Origin of the sequence: Hyphomicrobium nitrativorans NL23, assembly GCF_000503895.1 — a bacterium.
Taxonomy (GTDB): domain Bacteria; phylum Pseudomonadota; class Alphaproteobacteria; order Rhizobiales; family Hyphomicrobiaceae; genus Hyphomicrobium_C; species Hyphomicrobium_C nitrativorans.
This window is the reverse complement of the sequence record NC_022997.1, coordinates 2,790,472-2,809,875: the sequence shown is the minus strand read 5'-3', so window position 1 is coordinate 2,809,875 and position 19,404 is coordinate 2,790,472. Positions and strand designations below refer to the sequence as shown.

Annotated in this window: 19 protein-coding genes; 8 read left to right on the top strand and 11 right to left on the bottom strand. The window is 62.7% G+C overall.

What is annotated here, in order from left to right:
- Window positions 1-79: 79 nt before the first annotated feature.
- The 3 genes from W911_RS13095 to W911_RS13085 form a co-directional block, all read right to left on the bottom strand.
- Window positions 80-535 (bottom strand): pseudoazurin, encoded by a 456-nt coding sequence (locus W911_RS13095; RefSeq protein WP_023788024.1) that lies wholly within the window; start codon window positions 533-535, stop codon window positions 80-82.
- 87 nt (window positions 536-622) lie between these two features.
- Window positions 623-1,549 carry a phosphoserine phosphatase SerB gene (serB, locus tag W911_RS13090; protein WP_023788023.1) on the bottom strand — a complete coding sequence of 309 codons (927 nt, stop codon included), beginning with the start codon at window positions 1,547-1,549 and terminating at the stop codon, window positions 623-625.
- Between the two features lie 48 nt (window positions 1,550-1,597).
- A complete protein-coding gene (locus W911_RS13085) occupies window positions 1,598-3,145 on the bottom strand; it encodes a gamma-glutamylcyclotransferase family protein (protein WP_144083599.1) in 1,548 nt (515 codons plus the stop codon).
- A gap of 23 nt (window positions 3,146-3,168) precedes the next feature.
- Here W911_RS13085 and miaA point away from each other — a divergent pair, with 23 nt between their 5' ends.
- From miaA to ilvN, 4 genes are all read left to right on the top strand, one after another.
- Window positions 3,169-4,095 (top strand): tRNA (adenosine(37)-N6)-dimethylallyltransferase MiaA, encoded by a 927-nt coding sequence (gene miaA, locus W911_RS13080; protein WP_023788021.1) that lies wholly within the window; start codon window positions 3,169-3,171, stop codon window positions 4,093-4,095.
- 79 nt (window positions 4,096-4,174) lie between these two features.
- Complete coding sequence (locus W911_RS13075) at window positions 4,175-5,941, top strand: acetolactate synthase 3 large subunit (protein WP_023788020.1); 1,767 nt, start codon at window positions 4,175-4,177, stop codon at window positions 5,939-5,941.
- Window positions 5,938-6,510: a hypothetical protein gene (locus tag W911_RS13070; RefSeq protein ID WP_023788019.1), complete on the top strand. Its 573-nt coding sequence runs from the start codon at window positions 5,938-5,940 to the stop codon at window positions 6,508-6,510. Before W911_RS13075 ends, W911_RS13070 begins: the two co-directional genes overlap by 4 nt.
- Entirely contained in the window at window positions 6,507-7,055 is a 549-nt protein-coding gene (gene ilvN, locus W911_RS13065) for an acetolactate synthase small subunit (RefSeq protein WP_023788018.1), read from the top strand. The genes W911_RS13070 and ilvN overlap by 4 nt, the downstream gene beginning before the upstream one ends.
- Before the next feature lie 17 nt (window positions 7,056-7,072).
- Here the strand turns inward: ilvN and W911_RS13060 are convergent, their stop codons facing one another.
- Window positions 7,073-7,576: a DUF1190 domain-containing protein gene (locus W911_RS13060; protein ID WP_023788017.1), complete on the bottom strand. Its 504-nt coding sequence runs from the start codon at window positions 7,574-7,576 to the stop codon at window positions 7,073-7,075.
- A 254-nt stretch (window positions 7,577-7,830) separates the two neighbouring features.
- Here W911_RS13060 and ilvC point away from each other — a divergent pair, with 254 nt between their 5' ends.
- The 3 genes from ilvC (at window position 7,831) to W911_RS13050 (ending at window position 11,451) form a co-directional block, all read left to right on the top strand.
- Window positions 7,831-8,850: a ketol-acid reductoisomerase gene (ilvC, locus tag W911_RS13055; RefSeq protein WP_023788016.1), complete on the top strand. Its 1,020-nt coding sequence runs from the start codon at window positions 7,831-7,833 to the stop codon at window positions 8,848-8,850.
- Window positions 8,851-9,031: 181 nt separating this feature from the next.
- The gene (locus tag W911_RS18210) at window positions 9,032-9,313 is read left to right on the top strand and encodes a hypothetical protein (RefSeq protein WP_144083598.1); all 282 of its coding nucleotides are present in this window, start codon (window positions 9,032-9,034) and stop codon (window positions 9,311-9,313) included.
- 251 nt (window positions 9,314-9,564) lie between these two features.
- Entirely contained in the window at window positions 9,565-11,451 is a 1,887-nt protein-coding gene (locus W911_RS13050) for a putative bifunctional diguanylate cyclase/phosphodiesterase (RefSeq protein ID WP_023788015.1), read from the top strand.
- A gap of 33 nt (window positions 11,452-11,484) precedes the next feature.
- On the opposite strand, the gene W911_RS13045 is transcribed toward W911_RS13050, so the two are convergent.
- Window positions 11,485-12,579, bottom strand: coding sequence for a GGDEF domain-containing protein (locus W911_RS13045; protein WP_081717734.1), 1,095 nt, complete (start codon window positions 12,577-12,579; stop codon window positions 11,485-11,487).
- Between the two features lie 481 nt (window positions 12,580-13,060).
- On the opposite strand from W911_RS13045, the gene W911_RS13040 reads away from it, so the two are divergent.
- Window positions 13,061-13,849 (top strand): SDR family NAD(P)-dependent oxidoreductase, encoded by a 789-nt coding sequence (locus tag W911_RS13040; RefSeq protein ID WP_023788013.1) that lies wholly within the window; start codon window positions 13,061-13,063, stop codon window positions 13,847-13,849.
- Window positions 13,850-13,938: 89 nt separating this feature from the next.
- Here the strand turns inward: W911_RS13040 and W911_RS13035 are convergent, their stop codons facing one another.
- The 6 genes from W911_RS13035 to W911_RS13010 all read right to left on the bottom strand — a co-directional run bounded on the left by W911_RS13035 (window position 13,939) and on the right by W911_RS13010 (window position 19,234).
- A complete protein-coding gene (locus W911_RS13035; RefSeq protein ID WP_023788012.1) occupies window positions 13,939-15,456 on the bottom strand; it encodes a glycerol-3-phosphate dehydrogenase in 1,518 nt (505 codons plus the stop codon).
- Between the two features lie 76 nt (window positions 15,457-15,532).
- Window positions 15,533-16,798 (bottom strand): Glu/Leu/Phe/Val family dehydrogenase, encoded by a 1,266-nt coding sequence (locus W911_RS13030; RefSeq protein ID WP_023788011.1) that lies wholly within the window; start codon window positions 16,796-16,798, stop codon window positions 15,533-15,535.
- A gap of 283 nt (window positions 16,799-17,081) precedes the next feature.
- Window positions 17,082-17,276, bottom strand: a complete 195-nt coding sequence (locus W911_RS13025; RefSeq protein WP_023788010.1) for a hypothetical protein — start codon at window positions 17,274-17,276, stop codon at window positions 17,082-17,084.
- Between the two features lie 140 nt (window positions 17,277-17,416).
- The gene (locus W911_RS13020) at window positions 17,417-17,803 is read right to left on the bottom strand and encodes a hypothetical protein (protein WP_023788009.1); all 387 of its coding nucleotides are present in this window, start codon (window positions 17,801-17,803) and stop codon (window positions 17,417-17,419) included.
- Window positions 17,800-18,741, bottom strand: a complete 942-nt coding sequence (locus tag W911_RS13015) for a ParA family protein (RefSeq protein WP_244438525.1) — start codon at window positions 18,739-18,741, stop codon at window positions 17,800-17,802. The genes W911_RS13020 and W911_RS13015 overlap by 4 nt, the downstream gene beginning before the upstream one ends.
- Window positions 18,689-19,234 carry a hypothetical protein gene (locus W911_RS13010; RefSeq protein ID WP_023788007.1) on the bottom strand — a complete coding sequence of 182 codons (546 nt, stop codon included), beginning with the start codon at window positions 19,232-19,234 and terminating at the stop codon, window positions 18,689-18,691. Before W911_RS13010 ends, W911_RS13015 begins: the two co-directional genes overlap by 53 nt.
- Window positions 19,235-19,404 lie beyond the last annotated feature (170 nt).

The window sequence follows — 19,404 nt, the reverse complement described above, 5'->3', positions numbered from 1 at the left end:
AGAGCCTGGCCAAAGATAAGCGGGCCGCCGAGGTCGAAACCTCGACGGGCCGTCCTCATATGGCGGGATTGCACGCTGCTTACTGAGCGGCCAACTGCGCCTTGAATTCCTCGAAGCGCTTCGTGGATTCCTTGCCCTTGGGCTTGTAGGTGTCGAGCTGATCCTTGTTGGGAGGCTCGTCACCGGCCACGATCATTGCGATCATGCCCATCGTGTAGTGCGGCATGCACTTGATTCCATAGATGCCGGGCTTCTCGATCGTGATCGTGATCTCTTCGTTGAGCTTGCCCTTGAACGTCGGCACGCCTTCCGGCCACAGCTCGGGGATCGACTCGGCATTATGGGGCATTTGGGCGAGGACGAACTTCACGGTATCGCCAACATTTGCTTTGATGAAGTCCGGCTGAAACAGCATGCGCTTACCTTCGCCGTCGGTGTTCAGCATTTCGACGACATGCTCCTCGGCGAAGGCATTGCCGGCGAGAGAGCAGGCGAGCAGCGAGACGGCGGCGACACGGCCGAAGCGTGAGAACATGTTTTCTCCCTATGGGTTATATAAACTTGACAATATAAGTATAGAAATGAGGCGCGTTTGTCAAACGGCGTGCGGTGCGACGCACCGTCACGAAACGTGCGCGATGGCGGGAATGCCCTGGAGATAAAGCAGCGCGGTGAGGTCGCCGTGCGCGACGACGGCCCCGGATGCGGAAGAGCGGGCCGCAGAAGCCAGGATCGGCTTGGCCCGGAAAGCGACGCCAAGTCCCGCCGTCTGCAACATGACGAGATCGTTGGCGCCGTCGCCGACCGCCAGCGTATCGGAGGGATCGAGCCCGTGTTTCGCTGCGAGGCGGGCGAGCGCATCCGCCTTGCCGTTCGGGCCGACGATCGGCGGCCGGACCTCGCCCGTGAGTGTCCCGTTCTCGATCACGAGTTCGTTTGCGACGACCGTGTCGAAGCCGAGGCGGCGCGCAATGGGGTCCGCGAAGCACGTGAAGCCGCCCGAGACGAGCGCGCATTTTGCCCCGTTCGCCCTCATCGTCCGCAGCAGCGTGGCCGCACCGGGCATGAGCGTCGCGCGGCGTAGAATGTCGTCGAGCCTGTTGGCCGCAAATCCCTTGAACAACGCGACGCGCTGGACGAGAGCGCCCTCGAAGTCGATCTCGCCGCGCATCGCAGCCCCCGTGATGGCGGCGATCTCGGCGCGGCAGCCGACCGTCTCGGCCATCTCGTCGATCAGCTCCTCGCTGATGATCGTGCTTTCCATGTCCGCGCACAGCAAACGCTTGCGGCGAGCGCTCTGCGGCATCGCGACGAGATTAATGTCGACCGGCGCGGAACCGAGCGCCGTCTCCGCCGAGCGCCGTACCTCGTCAGCCTCTTTATGATCGAGGTAGATCTCGGTCTCCCAGGCTTCGCCCGGTGCAAGCCAGTCACCCTCCGCACCGGCTCCGGAAAGCGTCTCGCGAACATTGTCGACGATGCCCTGGGTGAGATGGCCGGAGGAGGGTGCGGCCGTCAGTACGAGAGTGCCGATGAGACGCGAGGACATGAGCGTTGAGTCCGGGTCCGGCTGCGGTTCAGGAGTGGAAAGAAGAGATTATGTATCGATCCGCTGGAGATCCATCTCTCGCAATCGCGGATCCTGATCCACGGTATAGACGATGTCCGCGGTGCGATAGGCGCTCTCCACCGCCTGCTTGTAAGCCGAGTCGATGACGACCGACCGCTCCATCAAGCCGACGCGATAGCGCTCCTCCGCTTCGGAGCTGCCGAGATAGACCCAAACGCGCCCCTCGATGCCGGGGAACTGGTCGGTGATGTCGCAACGGCAGTAATTTCTCTCGCGCCTGTCCAGAATGGCGAGCACGGATTCGTCGATGTCGAACAGCACACCGGCCACTTCGGGAGGTGGAGCGCCCGCCGGCATATCCGTTTTTCGCACCCGTTCGATGTTGAGGAAGGCCACATACACGTCCGGATGTGTGCCGGTCGCGCGGTCGATATAGTATTTGTAATCCGGCACGATCTCCCGGTTGTCCATGGCGACGCTCCAGGAACGTCTCCATCCCGTGATCGTCACGTACCGATAATCGCCGAGCGCGAGCCCGTGCTCGGTGAGAAACTCGCTAAGCCGCCCGACATCGACGAGCGAGCCGTAGCCGAAAATCATCTGACGCGTGGACTTTGGCGCATTCACGGGGCGGGCCTCGTCGAACTCTTTCCAGCCCTCCCAATCTTCCGAGCGCCCGCCGGCCCGTCTCGGCGTGGAGCCGGGCTGCACCATGACATCGTGAAAGTCGCCGAATTCGTACTCACGCGCGGGCGCCTCTCCGCTGAGCTGAAACCAGTGCGTATCGACGAACTCGCTCCCGAGGCTCGGAACGCGTCCGCGTGCGATCACCACCAGAAACGCTTCTCCTTTGTTGCCCGTCATCCCCATCGGGGTGATCGAATGGCCCTGGATGCGCCGAAGAAGCACGTCCGATCCGCTGCCGCAGACGTCGCCGGGCTCAAGCGCGATCGGCAGGCTATAGGGTACGTGTTTGATCGAGATCGGCCAGTCCTTCTTTGTGTCGAGCGTGATACGGGCGTTGCTCACGAAAGGGACGACCTTGAGGCTGTGCTGCGGCGTTGGTGCGCTCGGGTCTGCGGGGCGGGCATCGGCGAGCGTCGGTGTTCTCACGAAAGCCTCGAAGCTGAGGTCGACGAGTTCTGCGGCAGTGGCATTGTAGAGCCGGATCAGCAGCTCCCACTCGCCCTTTCCGTTGCGCCGGACGAAGAAACGTTTGCGGAAAACGAACAGCTTCTGGGGGACCAGCAGCTTGAACACGACGACGCCGAGCAGCACGGCGTGCAAAAGCATTCGGATCACGCCCGCGAGGATCGGAACCCACCAGATGCCGAGCGGTTCCTCCCGGTCGAGAAGTTCCTCCGCACCGACAAAGAAGCCACAGAAATAAACCCAGTCGCGAACAAACGCGCCGAGTGCGGGTGGGCACTCCAGCAGGGCGAGCCCGGCCGCCGAAACGATAATGAGCCCGACGAAGGCCAGCAGCAGCACCCACACTGGCGTCCTGGCCGCAAGCGCCGTGACGCGCTTCCTTTTGAAGGGATGCTGGCGTGAGAATAGGTGTAAGAGTGCCACCGAATGCTCCAGCAGATGAAGCCATGAAGAAAACTGTCGCCATACTGATCGCAGGGCCGACCGCCTCCGGCAAGTCCGCGCTTGCTCATGCGCTGGCCGAGCAACTGTCGGGCATCGTGATCAATGCGGATTCGATGCAGGTCTACCGCGAACTCCGCATTCTGACGGCGCGGCCGTCGGAGGCGGAAGCGGGCGCTGTGACCTATCGGCTCTACGGGCATGTGCCGGGCGACGAGGCCTATTCCGCCGCGCGCTACGCGGATGAGGTGCGCATCGCCCTAGCCGAGGCGCGGGCGGCGGAAAAGCTCCCCATTGTCGTCGGAGGGACGGGGCTCTATTTCAAAGCGCTGCTCGAAGGGCTGTCGCCGATCCCCCCGATCCCAGCGGAGATCCGTACACGCTGGCGCGAAGCCGCCGTCGAGCAGGGCGCGGCATCGCTCCATGCGCAACTCGCCGCCCGCGATCCCGTCATGGCGGCCCGCCTCCGCCCGAGCGACCCGCAGCGCATCGTGCGCGCGCTCGAAGTTCTTGAGGCGACCGGCGTCTCGCTCGCGCAGTGGCAGGAGGTGCCGGGCGAGCCCGTCATACAACTCGACGACGCACTTCCGCTCGTCGTCTCGCCTCCGCGTGAGGTGCTGCGGCAACGGATCGACGCCCGCTTCGATGCCATGATCGAAGAGGGCGCGATCGAAGAAGTGCGCGCCCTCGCGCATCTCGGGCTCGACCCGGATCTTCCGCTCATGAGAGCGCTTGGTGTGCGTCCGCTGATGGACATGCTGGCGGGGCGGGTGAATGCGACAGAGGCGGCCGAGGGCGCCAAGGCCGAGTCGCGGCAATATGCGAAACGGCAGACAACATGGCTTAAAAGCAATATGAGTGCGTGGAAATGGCAAGATACGCAAGATATGCAAAGTTTGCCGCGGCAGTTGTGCGATTTTATTAAAGCATGAGCCTTGACCCCATCTCTTCGCGCTCTTAGGTTTCGGCTCCATACCGGGGTTTCCCTTAGAGCACAGGGTGAGAGAGTTCATGGCACGGACGATGACGGGCGCCGAAATGGTCATCAAGGCGCTCCAGGATCAGGGCGTCGAGCACATCTTCGGCTATCCCGGCGGCGCGGTGCTGCCGATCTACGACGAATTGTTCCAGCAGGATAAGGTGCGCCACATCCTGGTTCGCCAGGAAGGCGGCGCGGTGCACGCGGCCGAGGGCTACGCGCGCTCGACGGGCAAGGTCGGCGTGGTGCTGGTCACCTCCGGCCCCGGCGCGACCAATGCCGTGACCGGCCTCACCGACGCGCTCATGGATTCCATCCCGCTGGTTTGCATCACCGGCCAGGTGCCGACGCACCTCATCGGCAACGATGCGTTCCAGGAGTGCGACACCGTCGGCATCACGCGCCCCTGCACGAAGCACAACTGGCTCGTGAAGAATGTGAACGACCTCGCGCGCGTTCTGCACGAAGCCTTCTACATCGCCAAGGCTGGCCGCCCCGGCCCTGTCGTGGTCGACATCCCGAAGGACATCCAGTTCGCGACCGGCAACTACGTCGGCCCGTCGAACATCGCGCACAAGACGTATAAGCCGCGCGTGAAGCCGGATGCGGCCCTCGTGCGCGATGCTGTCGACATCATGGCGTCCGCCAAGCGTCCCGTGTTCTACACGGGCGGCGGCGTGATCAACGCGGGCCCGAAGGCAAGCCAGCTCCTGCGCGAACTGGTGCGCCTCACCGGCTATCCCATCACCTCGACGCTCATGGGCCTCGGCGCCTATCCGGCGTCCGATAAGCAGTGGCTCGGCATGCTCGGGATGCATGGCACGTACGAAGCCAACCTCGCCATGCACGACTGCGACGTGATGATCAACATCGGCGCCCGCTTCGACGACCGCATCACGGGCCGCATCGACGCCTTCTCGCCCGGATCGCGCAAGATCCACGTCGATATCGATCCGTCCTCGATCAACAAGAACGTCCGGGTCGATCTCCCGATCATCGGCGACTGCGCCTACGTGCTCGAAGAGATGCTGCGCGTATGGAAGGCGAAGGCCCCGCAGATCGACAAGAACGCGCTCAAGTCGTGGTGGAAGGAGATCGACGGCTGGCGCGCGAAGAAGTCGCTCAGCTACGCGAATTCCAAGGACTACATCATGCCGCAGTACGCCCTTGAACGTCTGCACGAGCTGACCAAGGACCGTGATGTCTACTTCACGACGGAGGTCGGTCAACATCAGATGTGGGCCGCCCAGTTCCTCCACTTCGAGGAGCCGAACCGCTGGATGACATCCGGTGGGCTCGGCACCATGGGCTACGGTCTTCCCGCCGCCATCGGTGCGCAGCTCGCGCACCCGAAGTCGCTCGTCGTCGACGTGGCGGGCGATGCGTCCATCCTCATGAACATCCAGGAATGCTCGACCGCCGTGCAGTATCGCCTGCCGGTGAAGGTGTTCATCCTGAACAACGAGTACATGGGCATGGTGCGGCAGTGGCAGCAGCTTTTGCACGGCAACCGTCTGTCCGAGAGCTACACGGAGGCGCTGCCCGATTTCGTGAAGCTCGCGGAAGCCTACGGTTGGAAGGGGATGCGCTGCGACCATCCCGCTGATCTGGATGACGCGATCCGCGAGATGATCAACTCGAAGGAGCCCGTGATCTTCGATTGCCGCGTCGCCAAGCTCGCGAACTGCTTCCCGATGATCCCGTCAGGGAAGGCCCACAACGAGATGCTCCTCGGCGAGAACGTCTCCGACGAGGAGGTGTCGAAGGCCATCGGCAAGGAAGGCAAGGTGCTGGTGTGAGGAAAGCCGCGCACGCGCGTCTCGCTGTCGTCGCCGGGCTTGCAGCATTGCTCGCGCTCGGTAGCGGCGTGAGCGTGCGGGCGCTCGGCGGTGAGGCGCCGGGAAGCGGTGGGGCTGGCGCTGAAGACGTAACGCCGGCGTGGGATCAGGTCGCGACCATCCGCGGGGCGGCCGAGCGGCTCGGGCAACTTCACCGCGCCAAGGGCGCCAAGGCGGCGTACGACCTGATCGACGCGTGCTACCGCACCCACAGCCTCTCCTCGACCTACGGCGAGGGCTACGAGATCTGCATCGTCCAGGACTACCTGGAGACGCGCACGCTGATGAAGGTCTACGCGCGCATGCCGCCCGAGATGCTCGAAAAGCTCGGCGTCCCGTCGCCGCAAGATTTGGCGCGCGGCATGACGGAGCGGATCGCGCACGGGTTCGGGCAGTATGGAAAATCCCAGGCCTATGCCGACAATTTAAAAAAGCTGGTCGACCAGCACGGTGTTCCGGTGTTCCTCGCGCTCGTTTTTCCCGAGGCTGCCGACAGCATTCAAGGACAACAGAAGAGCAAGCCCAAATGATCAACCCCAATCCTCAGACGCACTACGCGGGCCCCGCTCTTCGCCAGGAGGTCGAAACCCGCACGCTGTCGGTGCTCGTCGACAACGAGCCGGGCGTTCTCGCGCGTGTTATCGGTCTCTTTTCTGGCCGCGGCTACAACATCGACAGCTTGACCGTGACCGAGACCGAGCACGAGAAGCATCTGTCGCGCATCACCATCATCACGCGCGGCACGCCTGCCGTGATCGAGCAGATCAAGCATCAGCTCGAACGCCTCGTTCCGGTGCATCGCGTGCGCGACCTCACGGCGGAGGGCGTCTCGCTGGAACGCGAGCTCGCCCTCGTCAAGGTCGTCGGCAAGGGTGAAAAGCGGCTCGAAGCCTTGCGCATGGCGGAGATTTTCCGCGCGCAGGTCGTCGATACGTCGATCGAGCACTTCGTGTTCGAGGTCACGGGCAAGCCCGGCAAGATCGAGACCTTCATCAACCTTATGACGGAGCTCGGCCTCGTCGAGGTGTCGCGCACGGGCATCGCCGCCATCGGCCGTGGCGCGGCAGCGATGTGATGCAGGCCTCTCGCCGCTTAGAACATCGAGCGCTTTTTGCCTTTGACGTTGCTTGCAGCCTGCGCCTCGGCAACGGAGGTCGCCAGCCGCGAGAACGCGAGGCTGTGGTCGCTGGCCGCGAGCGTGGTTTTGTTCGCGGTGACGAAGCCCACCGTGCCCGCTGGAGCAGGGTAGAGCGGCTCCGCCCGCGGGGAGCCGCCGAGCGTGACGAGGAATGCGGAGAGACGCACGCGATATTTACCGGACGCCGCGCGCTCGCACCTGCCGGCGCCCGCCGCGCTCTCGCAGCTTTCGATGTTGTTGTGGGCGACGGTTGCCTCGTGCTGGGTAACGGCCCGCTCGATGGCCTCCGCACACGCGTCCACGGCGCCGGGGCCGAAGGACGCGCAATCGGACGCGCTCGCGATCACGCCGCGTGTGCTCGTGTTGGCGCCGGTCGCTTTCCCGCTGTCGCCGCATCCGCCGAGAAAGGCGGACATGGCTGCGAGGAGAGATACGCGGGCGACTGTGAGGGAGCGCATGGCAAAACCGATGGCGAGGGGTTCGGGGCCCGCTATCCTGCGCCGATACACCCTTCCGTTCTGTTAATCACGAAGCGCCCGGGCGCGCGTCCTCATGTCCCGCTCGCTCAGGCTTCGGCCGTCTTGGCCGTTGAAACGGCGCCGATGCCCGGTGTAACGTCCGCCGAAATTTCCCGTGCGCTCGGATTTCACGCCCTTTCAGGGCCCGGCGCTTATCCCTTCACCTTCCATTAATCCAACCGCAAGAGAGAGCGATGCGCGTCTATTATGATCGTGATGCCGACATAAACCTGATCAAGTCCAAGAAGGTGGCCATCATCGGCTACGGCAGCCAGGGCCGCGCGCACGCGCTGAACCTCAAGGACTCGGGCGTCAAGGAGATTGCCGTCGGCTTGAAGGCCGGCTCGGCAACCGCCAAGAAAGTCGAGGCCGATGGCCTCAAGGTCCTGACCGTCGCCGAAGCCGCCAAGTGGGCGGACTTGATGATGATGGCCACGCCGGATGAGTTGCAGGCCGACATCTACCGTGACGAGATCGCTCCGAACATCCGGGACGGGGCCGCCATCGCGTTCGCGCATGGCCTGAACGTGCACTTCGGGCTGATCGAGCCGAAGGCGAGTGTCGACGTGCTGATGGTCGCTCCGAAGGGGCCTGGGCACACCGTTCGCGGCGAGTACGAGAAGGGCGGCGGCGTGCCGTGCCTCGTGGCCGTCCACCAGAACGCGTCGGGCAACGCGCTCGATCTCGGTCTCTCCTACGCCTCGGGTGTGGGCGGCGGCCGCTCGGGCATCATCGAGACGACCTTCAAGGAAGAGTGCGAGACCGACCTGTTCGGCGAGCAGGCCGTGCTCTGCGGCGGCCTCGTGGAGCTGATCCGCGCGGGCTTCGAGACGCTGGTTGAGGCCGGTTATGCGCCGGAAATGGCCTATTTCGAGTGTCTCCACGAGGTGAAGCTGATCGTCGACCTCATTTACGAAGGTGGCATCGCCAACATGAACTACTCGATTTCCAACACCGCCGAGTGGGGTGAGTACGTCACGGGCCCGCGCATCATCACCGAAGAGACCAAGGCGGAGATGAAGCGTGTCCTGGCCGACATCCAGACCGGCCGGTTCACGTCCGAATGGATGCAGGAATACAAGGGCGGCGCCGCGCGCTTCAAGGGTATCCGCCGCGTGAACGACGCGCATCAGATCGAAGAGGTTGGCGCCAACCTGCGCGCGATGATGCCGTGGATCGCCAAGAACAAGCTGGTCGACAAGGGCCGGAACTAGATCGAATGCGGGCAGCTTAAGAGCCGCACAACGAATGATTGAGACAAGTAGGCGGCGGGGCGAAAGCTCCGCCGCTTTGATTTTGCGCGCTCGGCTCGCGCCCGTCGCTGGAAATTGGCAGCGTTTGAGCGCATATCATCGCGATGGAATTGCTCACGCAACCGATCCTGGAGTGCGGAACATGACACGCGCAATCGTAACGTTGTGTTTGGCTGCCGTCCTGACTATCGCCGGCCCGGCAGGCATGGGGAGCCTCAATTGGCTCGCGGAACCGTCAGCGTTTGCCGATACGAAGGCGAAAGCCAAATCCAGGACCAGGGCCAAGGCGGGCCAGAAAACCTGTACGGCAAAAACGAATGCCGGTGACACCAAGACATGGCAATGCCCGGCGAACCAAGCCTGTTGCATCAACCGCTTTATGGATCAGTACGTGTGTGGAATTCCCGGTCTGGGTTGTCTCTGAAGGCCGTCTACACCGCCGCCGATAGGAACGGTTTTCGCGCAGCAGAAACCGTTCGAAAACGCGCATAAAGCGTGCCGTTGTCGGATTGAAGCGGAAAAACCCTTTTCTGCACGCTGTTTAGTGTCACATATTAAAATTTCAGCAACGCCTCCTGTGACATAAAACGACACTCAAGCCGGCCGAAAAGAGCGATAAACGAAAAAGCTTGGAGGCCCCCGGATTATCGCGTCCCGACGCGGGAGGAGGCCGAGGTGATAACCAAAAGAAAACGACGCACGGAGCCTATCGAGAAACGGCTGAAGGACATTCAGCATGAAATTCTCGTAGCGGTTGCGTCCGGTAAGCCCCTGCACGATGTGATGACCCTCCTGTGCGCCCGCGCTGAGGAGATTGCGCCCGGCACCATCTGCTCGGTCATCCGGGTGGATTCGGAAGGACGGCTGCGTCCGCTCGCGGCCCCGTCGCTTCCCGACGATTACTCCCGCGGCATCGACGGCCTGGCGATCGGCCCGATGATCGGCTCGTGCGGAAGCGCTGCCTATTACGGTGAGCCCGTCGAGGTGCGCAGCATCCGAACCGATCCGCGCTGGGTCGATTTCCGCGATGCCGCGCTGGCACTCGGATTGAGGGCGTGTTGGTCGAGCCCCATCAAATCGCATGACGGGCGCGTCGTCGGCACGTTTGCCTTCTATTTTTCGACCGCACGCAAGCCGAGCAAGACCGAAAAGTACATCGTCGAACTTTGTGCGCATCTCTGCGCGCTCGCCATAGAGCATTGGGAAGCGCAGGCCCGTATCCACCACCTGGCCTACACGGATACGCTGACCGGCCTTGGTAACCGCGCGCTGCTTACGGAGCACTTCTCCGACATCCTCGCCCGCGCACACGCGATCGGCAAAGAAGTCGCTGTATTCTACATCGACCTCGACGGCTTTCGCGCGATCAACGATCTTCGGGGCCACAAGGCCGGCGACCAGCTTTTGTGCCGCGTCGCGGATAGAATTCGCGCCATCACAGGCGAAGCCGATCTGGTCGCGCGCCTTGGTAGCGACGAATTTCTCATTGTGAAAACACAAGGGGAGGATCGCGGAGAGTTCGTCTCTCTCGCGCAGCGGCTGAGCAAGCAGCTCTCAGGCCGATACGGCCTCGAAGCGGATGTCGAGGTCAAGGCTGCGGCGTCCATCGGCGTTGCCTGCTTCCCGGGCGACGGCAAGGATCTCGATGGCCTCATGGGGCACGCCGATACCGCGCTCTGCCGCGTCAAGCGGGACAACCGCTCCGGCTATGCCTTCTATTCGTGTGAAATGGATGCCGAGAAGCACGCCCGCCGCTCCTTCGAGCGCGATGTGTCTCTTGCCGCAGCGGCAGGCCAGCTCTCCGTAGTCTACCAGCCTCAGGCTCATGTCGAGAGCTGCGACATCGTCGGGTTCGAAGCGCTGCTACGCTGGAAACATCCGATCCACGGTTTCGTGTCGCCCGAGAAGTTCATTCCCGCGGCGGAAGCGTGCGGCGTCATTGCCGAGATCGGCGCATTCGTCCTTCGGGAAGCGTTGGCCCAGGCCGCGCGGTGGCCGGAGCATCTGCGCGTTTCCGTCAATGCGTCGCCGGCGCAAATCGTCCATGTCGATTTCGCCCACCTCGTCGAGGAAACGCTGCGTGCCTCGAACGTCGATCCCAGCCGCCTTGAGATCGAGGTGACGGAAAGCCTGTTCATTTACGATTCGAATGCGGCGATGAGAACGTTGGAGCGGCTGAAGGCGCTTGGCGTCAGCGTGGCGATTGACGATTTCGGAACCGGGTACTCCTCGTTGAGCACGCTGCGGTCGTTCCCCTTCGACCGTATCAAGATCGACCGGAGCTTCATCGCCGACATGGTCGAAAACACGGATGCTGCGGCGATCGTCAATTCGATCCTGAGCCTCGGCCGCGCCCTTGGCCGCCCCGTCATAGCCGAGGGCGTCGAGACGCAATTCCAACTCGAAATGTTGCGGGATTTGGGTTGCAGTGAAGTGCAGGGCTATCTGATCGGCAAGCCGCTTCCCATCGCCAAGTACGCCCAAATCGTCAAGCCGGCGCCAAAGAGCGAGAAACGGACGCGGTTCCTGCCCCCGAAAAAGCACGAGCAGGCAACGGTCTAAGCGGAAGCAAAGGAGCGTGGCGAGGGCGACGCCTTAATTGTCGCCGTAGGTCGACACCTGATTTCGCCCGCCCGATTTTGCGTCGTAAAGCTTGGTGTCCGCGCGCTGGACGAGCAGTTCCGTATCGTCTCCCGAACGGTATTCCGCGACGCCGAACGATGCCGTCATCTGTCCGATCTTCTGGTTTGTCTCGCGGACCGTGAGCTTCTTGCTTTCGAACTGCCGGCGGATGCGTTCGGCGATCGATTTGGCGACGTCTTGGCCGGCCTTTGGCAGGATGATCGCAAACTCTTCGCCGCCATAGCGGATCACGGTGTCGCCGTCGCGCACGCTCGCCTCGATGACACGAGAGAACATCTTGATGATCTCGTCGCCGACCTGATGGCCGAAGTCATCGTTGACGCGCTTGAAGTGGTCGATGTCGCACATGACAAGCGAAAGCGGCGCGCCGCTATCGCGGCTGTCCGCGATCGCTTTCTCGATCTCGATGTCGAAGCACCGCCGGTTGCCCACGCCCGTCAACGGATCTCTGAGCACCACCTCTTCTGCTTCGATAAGATTGGAGCGTAGCGTCTCGATCTGCCGCTGGGACTCTTCGAGCTTGACCTTAAGTTCGCTGCTGTCGCGACGCATCCGCTCGTTCTCGGCAACGAGCAGGCTCACGATGACGCGAACCTGTTCGCCCTCGGAAAGCTCGGAGAGGCGCGATTGCGCGTTGGCGAGGGACTTTGCGTAGCTCTCGTTGGAGGAAATATGTCCACGGATCAGTTCGAGCACCTTGGAAAGCTCGCGCTCGATGCGTTGGCCCGCCCTCGCGACGGCGCTCGATGTGCCACCGATGCTCGCGAAGCTCGCGCTGGCGAGCAGTGGCGCAAAGCGGGCAATGAGCCATGCGAACGCCCCGACGATGGCGAGACCGACGAGCGCGATGGCGAGGATGGCGAAGGGATTGTACTGGGTCGAGATGATCGTGCCGCCACCGCCGACGTGCACGGACCGCAACGTCCGGATAGGGGTCAGATCGAAGTCTGAAATAGCCAGCAAAGCGACGATCGCGGCGCCGAGCACACCTGCCCCGACTGCAAGAATGCCTTGCTGAGAGCGGGACAAGTCGGGGGATGAATTCATGGATGGGCACTTCGACCAAGCGATGCGGAAACCGCATGTGAACGACAGCGGTGTCTCTTTAACAGCTTATGCATACATCTGAACATGTGCTAATTTGGACAATAGACAGAGCATCCGCACCGAGATGCCGTCAATTCTATGGCGACACGCATAACGCGTTGAATTCAAAGAAGAAAGAACGCCCCGTCCAGATGGGGCGAAGCGCACCGTACGCTATATTATGAACATTTACAGCCTAAATGATTCGTGAAGCGCCAGGAAGAAAACGCAAGGGCCCGCACGCCACCGCTGTAACGGTTGGGTTGCTCGTTCTGAACGAAACGAGCGCTCGACTTCCGTCGGCCGCGCCACTTGAGCGTTGAGATCGGTCTCCCCAGATGACGCAAAGCCTGCTCGCAAAAGACGGTCCGCCAACGTCCCATGCCGTCTTTGCAAGGGCCGCCGCCGCTGTGCGACGTAGAGAGAAACATAAGGAGATCTCATGGACCTCGATCTTGCTGGCAAAACAGCTCTTGTGACCGCATCCTCCGGCGGCATCGGCCTTGAGATTGCCCGCTCGCTTGCGGCCGAGGGCGCGCGCGTCACGATCAACGGCCGGAGCGAGGCCGCCGTCGGCAAAGCGATCGAGGACGTCCGCAAAACGCACCCCGCGGCCGATCTCGTTCCGCTCGTGGCCGACAACGGCACGGCCGAGGGATGTGCTGTGACGATCGCCGCCATTCCTGCTGCGGACATCTTGGTGAACAACCTCGGGATCTATGAGGCGGTCGGCTTCTTCGACGAAACGGACGAAGCCTGGCAGCGGCTGTTCGAGGTCAACGTCATGAGTGGTGTGCGTTTGGCGCGCCACTATCTGAAAGGCATGATCGACCGGGGCAAGGGCCGCGTCGTTTTCATATCGAGCGAGTCCGGCATCAGCCCGGCGCCCGAGATGGCGCACTACAGCGCCACCAAGACGATCCAGCTCGGCATTTCGCGGTCTCTTGCGGAACTGACCAAGGGAACGCGCGTGACCGTCAACTCCGTGCTCCCCGGCCCGACACGCACCGAGGGCGTGGAAAAATTCATATCGGGTGTTTACCCCGGCCTCGATTTCGCAGAGGCCGAGCGGCGCTTCATGGCGGAGAACAGGCCATCGTCGCTGATTGCGCGGTTGATCGATCCGAAGGAAATCGGCGATGTGGTGTCCTTCGTCTGCTCCGAGCGCGCATCCGCAATCAATGGGTCGAATATCCGCGCCGAAGGCGGATTGATCCGCAGCGCATTCTGAAGCTGATCAGTTCGATTGAACTTGGATCACGCTCTATCTCTTTGGTGAGGCCGATCATTCACGCCTCAGGCGGATAAGGCGTGAAGCGATTACGTGCGAGAGACCAGGCGCGCGATCTTGGCCTCTGCCTCTGGCCGTTCCCCGGCGCTGAGATCGAGCCCCGCCTTCGTGCGCCGCCAGAGAACGTCCTCCGCCGTACGCGCCCATTCGGTGTCACGGAGATAGCAGATCTCGCGCTCGGTCAGCCCTCCGCCGAGCGCTGCTCCGAGATCTGCATCGTGTGCGGCATCTCCGATGACGCGATCTGCGCGCGTCCCGTAAAGCGCGGCGAGGCGGTCGAGCGTTTCGGGTGCGAACCCCGGCCGTCGTCGTGCGAGATCCGCGCGGTAACCCGTGAGGCCATGCGGTCCCACATCTCCGCCTGGCAGCGGCGCGTGCGCCGTCCACGCACCTCCCATCCCGGGGAAGAACGGCCGAAGCCGGTCCAGCACCGCTTCGGCCAGCAGGCGAAACGTCGTGATCTTCCCGCCGATGACATTGAGGAACGGAGCGGATCCGGCCGGCTGAACGAGATCGAGCCGCCAATCGCGCGTGACGGAGGATGCGGTTGCAGCCCCGTCATCGACGAGAGGGCGAACGCCCGCGAACCGCCACACGATGTCCGTGCGGGTGAGGGGATGAGACAGATAACGTCCGGCCGCCTCGATCAGGTACGCCTCCTCCTCCGCGCTTGCCACGAAGCCCTCGGCGGGCGTTGAGACGACAACCTCGGTCGTGCCGATCATCGTGAAGCGCGCGCCGAACGGCAGCACGAACACGACGCGCCCGTCGGCGTTTTGCAGGAGAAGGGCATCGTCCGCGCCGGGAATGCGCGGGACGACGATATGCGTGCCGCGCACCAGTCTCAGCATTGGCACAGCCGCCTTGGAACCGGCCCCTTCCGGCCTTGCAAGCGCGGCGACGTCCGCGCACCACGGCCCGGCGGCATTCACGACCGCGCGCGCGGAGAAGGCGTGTCGCGCGCCGCCCGCTTCGGCGTCGATCCGCCAGCCCTCGCCCTCGCGCACGATGCGCGTGACGGGGGCCCGCGTGAGGATGTGCGCGCCGCGTTCGGCAGCATCGAGCGCGGTGATCGCAACGAGCCGCGCATCGTCGACCCAGCAATCGTGGTAGGAAAACCCGTTCCGGAACTCAGGACGCAGCGCGGCTCCCATCGGATCGCGCGTGAGATCCACCGATGCAGACGCGGGAATACGGCGGCGGCGCGCCAGACTGTCGTAGAGGAAGAGCCCGGCCCGCATCACGATGCGCGGTCGCATGCCGGCGGCGTGCGGGATGACGAACCGCAACGGGTGAATCAGGTGCGCCGCCCGGTCGAGGAGAACCTCTCGCTCGGCGAGCGCATGCCGCACCAGCCGGAATTCGCGCTGTTCGAGATAACGCAATCCGCCATGGATCAGCTTCGAGCTTGCAGACGAAGTTCCGCAGGCAAGATCGCCCTTCTCGAAAAGCACGACCCTGAGGCCACGCCCGGCGGCATCGGCAGCGATACCGGCGCCGTTGATACCGCCGCCGATAATCGCCAGATCGTAGATCGTGCCGGACATACCCCATCCGCTCCCGTTCCCTGAGGCTATCGAACATATTCCTCAGGGCACATCAATGGGGGCGGATGGGTGAGGCTCAGCTCGTGAAGAAGCTCTGCGTGCCGTGCGCTTCGATCGCTTCCGCGAGGCGTCCGAGCGCGTGCACGTAGGCGGCAGTGCGCATCGAGATGTTCTTCTCTCGCGAGATGTCCCAGATTGCACGGCCTTCGCGTTCCATGATCGTCTTCAAGCGGTCGTGGATCTCTTCGATGGTCCAGTAGAAGCCCTGGCGGTTCTGAACCCACTCGAAGTAGGAGACCGTCACTCCACCGGCGTTCGCGAGAATGTCGGGCAGCACGACGATGCCGTTCTTCTCCAGGATCGCATCGGCTTCCGATGTCACCGGCCCGTTGGCCAGTTCGAGCACGATCTTCGCTTTCACCTGCGCCGCGTTGCCTTCATGGATCATGTTTTCCAACGCGGAAGGCGCGAGGATATCGCAATCGACGCCGACGAGATCGTCCGCCGACATGAGTTCGTGCCCATCCTCCCCGGCCGTGCTGCTGACAGACTGGCCGCTGGCCTTCGCTGCGAACAGCTTCTGGAGGTTGAGCCCGCTGTCGCACTTGACGGCGCCGGACGAGTCCGAGACGGCCACGATCTTATGACCGTCGGCCGCGAACAGGCTCGCGATATGCTGCCCCGCGTTGCCGAAGCCCTGGACGGCCACACGCGCGCCTTGACCGAGACCGAGATCGGTCGCGAGATGGCGAACGAGGTAGTAGCCGCCACGCGCGGTCGCGTCGTCGCGTCCGAGCGAGCCGCCGAGCGCAATCGGTTTGCCGGTGATGACGGCCGGCTCCGTCTGTCCGACGATCTGCGCATACTCGTCGGCCATCCAGCCCATGATCATGGCGTTGGTGTAGACGTCGGGCGCGGGAATATCGCGGTTGGGGCCGATGACGCGCGCGAACGCCTGCATGTAGGCCCGCGACAGGCGCTCAAGCTCGGCTTTCGAGAGCTTGCGCGGATCGACGCGCACCGCACCCTTGCCGCCGCCGTAGGGCAGGTTCATCACCGCGCACTTGAACGTCATCCAGAAGGCCAGCGTCTCGACCTCGAAGACGTCCGAGTCGGGATGAAAGCGGATACCGCCCTTGGTCGGCCCGCGCGTGTCGTCGTAGCGGCAGCGCCAGGCGATGAACGATTTGCGCGATCCGTCGTCCATGCGGATCATGAGCCGCGCCTTGGCCGTCTCGCGCGCGTACTTGAGTTTCTCGATCACATCCGGGTCGATGCTGAGATGTGCGGCCGCCTCGTCCAGGCGGACGAGGGCTTGATCGAGAAGATTGTCGTGTGACATTCCTGCTCCTGACGTTTTGCATCCTTGTTGTGCGGCAAGTGCATAAAATGTGGGCACGTCCGCCGCAACCTGTGTCTGTAGGCAAATTGTCATGGAGGAGGGATCCCGCGCGGCGCAAGGCAGCATGTTGCGGCGCAGCATATCTGACGGCTGACGATTGAGGGAGTCGAGAAGCAGGACGTCGCATGAAAAACTGCCGCCAAGAGGTGGCGTGCAATGAGCCAAAATTCAGCGCGCGTTCGCCGCGTTAATCACGCGGAATGGAGCGGACAGAAGGGTCGGTTCAGTCGCCCTCAGGCTCTTCAGGATCTGGAACCGACTTCTTAGGGCGCGCGCCGCCCGCAAACCCGCCGAGGTCGTTGACCTTGTCGGCACCCTTCGAGAGGTCGTGCTTACGATAAGCGAAGCCCTCGCCGTACTGCTCCCGCTGGCCTTCGCCGTAAGGCAGGTGCTCGTTCTTCTTCTTGGGCCGCGGCATCGTCCACTCTCCTTAGAGACGCTTTGCCCCCCGGGGGGGGGGGGGGGGACCGGGGGCAGCGTGGCAACCGGCGAAGCAAGGGTAGCAAGCAGCCGGCATGTCGAACAACGCCGCCCGCGGCCGGCGGTTCCGCCAACCGCTCAGGGTGACGAGCCACGCAGACGGCGCTCGGCTAGCTTTCTATTCGCGCCCTCCCACAACAGATCGACCAATCCGGCCGCCTTCGGCTTCGTCTTGACGGACTTAATCTGTTCCTGGGTTGCGAGCGCGAAGTTCTTTGCCAAGTCTTTCAGCTCCTTTTCCGAGAACGTCATGAAGGCCTCTCGGAAGGCCGGATAGTCCGATCGGGAGGCGACAAGGATCGGATCGGCCATTTGTGCAGCGACCGCACCTGTAAACGTCACTGTCACACCGGCAGCCTCCAGCATCCGTCGCGCAAAGGCCGGATTGGCGGATGCCTCTTCGCGGATCACAGTAAAGATCCGCTCAAGCGCGGTCTCGGGAGTGATTTTCAATCCGTCGCTCATGGCGCCCCCTCAAGTTCAAGACGGTCGAACATCGTGTCGGCCAAAGCGAAGACCTCGTCGATGGCCCCTTCGTATTTCTCTCGCGCAGAGCGGAAGGCCCCGGTCCCCGGGTGCATCTGGGCTCGCTGCAAAGCGGTTGAGTGCGGAATGGCCCGATAAACCGCGTTGAGCTCGTAGGCGCCAGCGCGGACGTGGTCGAGCATCTGGCGTTGAACGGGATTGATCGATTGGTACATCGTGACGAGGATATGAACGCGCAAACGTTCGGAAAGGCCAAGATCCTCGGACAGGATGAGACGCCAGAAGTCGACCAGCGTAGAGTAGGAGTTCTGTTCGAGGTTTGTGGGCACGATCACGTGATTTGAAAGTCTGAACGACGTCAGTGCGAGGGGCACTGGGCCGGCGGGACAGTCAAAAATGATCAGGTGATAGCTGCGATCTATCCGTGAAAGCTCCTCTGCGAACATCGTGGCCAGCAAAGCGTCGACACGTTGCTTGCGTCGAACTCGGCCAATGATGGTCTGAAGCTCGCCCAGGTCCTTGAGGAGTTCCGGATCTGACGGAATGATGTCGACGCTGCCGATATCGTTAGATCGATCGCGAAGTTCGATAATGTCGCTCGCTGGAACGATGTGCCTCGATATGTCGGCTTTACGCCCTTTCGCCCAGGCATTGAGAAGCGAACTCAGGCCCCGGTCCTGGCTGCGGTACTCATGCAGCGCCTGCTGCCCGATCAGGATTTTCGTGGCCATGGCCTGCGGATCCATATCGAGAACCAGGACACGAGCGCCAAAGCGCAACGCAACCCCTTCCGCCAGCATCATCGCTGTCGTCGATTTGCCGACGCCACCTTTGGGGTTCCCGATAGCCACGCGTATTGCCATGTCACTGAAGCTCCTGGATCCATGACTGAAGCTGTTTCCGGTCGGAGGCTTCAAGCCGGGTTTCCAAGAATTCGTCCAAGGCATCGGGTGTCGGAGCGTGCTTGTGCGCGGGGACGCGGATCTCATACGAGCGCACATCGCCTGGGTCGCTGAAGGTGATCAGGCCGACCCCAAATCGGCTGCAGGCCTCCAGCACGGAATGGCACGTTTGATCCCGCTCATCCCAATCTGAGCAATGCCACATCAGATGCGAGTAATGCACGAGCGAGGTATGGTTCAGTGCTTCATACACGGATTGCGTGGAGCACTTGCCGAGGGGTTTCACCTCGAAACCATGAACGTCCAAGTGCCAGTGAAGCCCGTATTTCTGCCGCCATAGGGCGACGAGGCACAAATCAGGTTTGGACCAGACGCCTGTGGTGTTGCCGCCGGAGTTGGCCGTCACTGCGCTCAACGGCCGAAAGTCTCCGAACATCGGTCCGAGGCGAGGACTGAACGCGATATTGAGATAGACCTGAACGAGCGGGTAAAGATCTTTTTCGAGCATGCCGGCTCCCCATAGGCACGAGCCTAGAAAATTTGGGAGCGCGACGCCACCCGGTGTTTATGCGTAGCGGGCCTGAGAGCCAGGTTCACCGCTCCGCCTGCCCTCATCAAGGTGCTTGCTCCTAATCTGGAACCTCCGGCAAACCCGGAGCAGTTCAGAGGCGAAGAGCG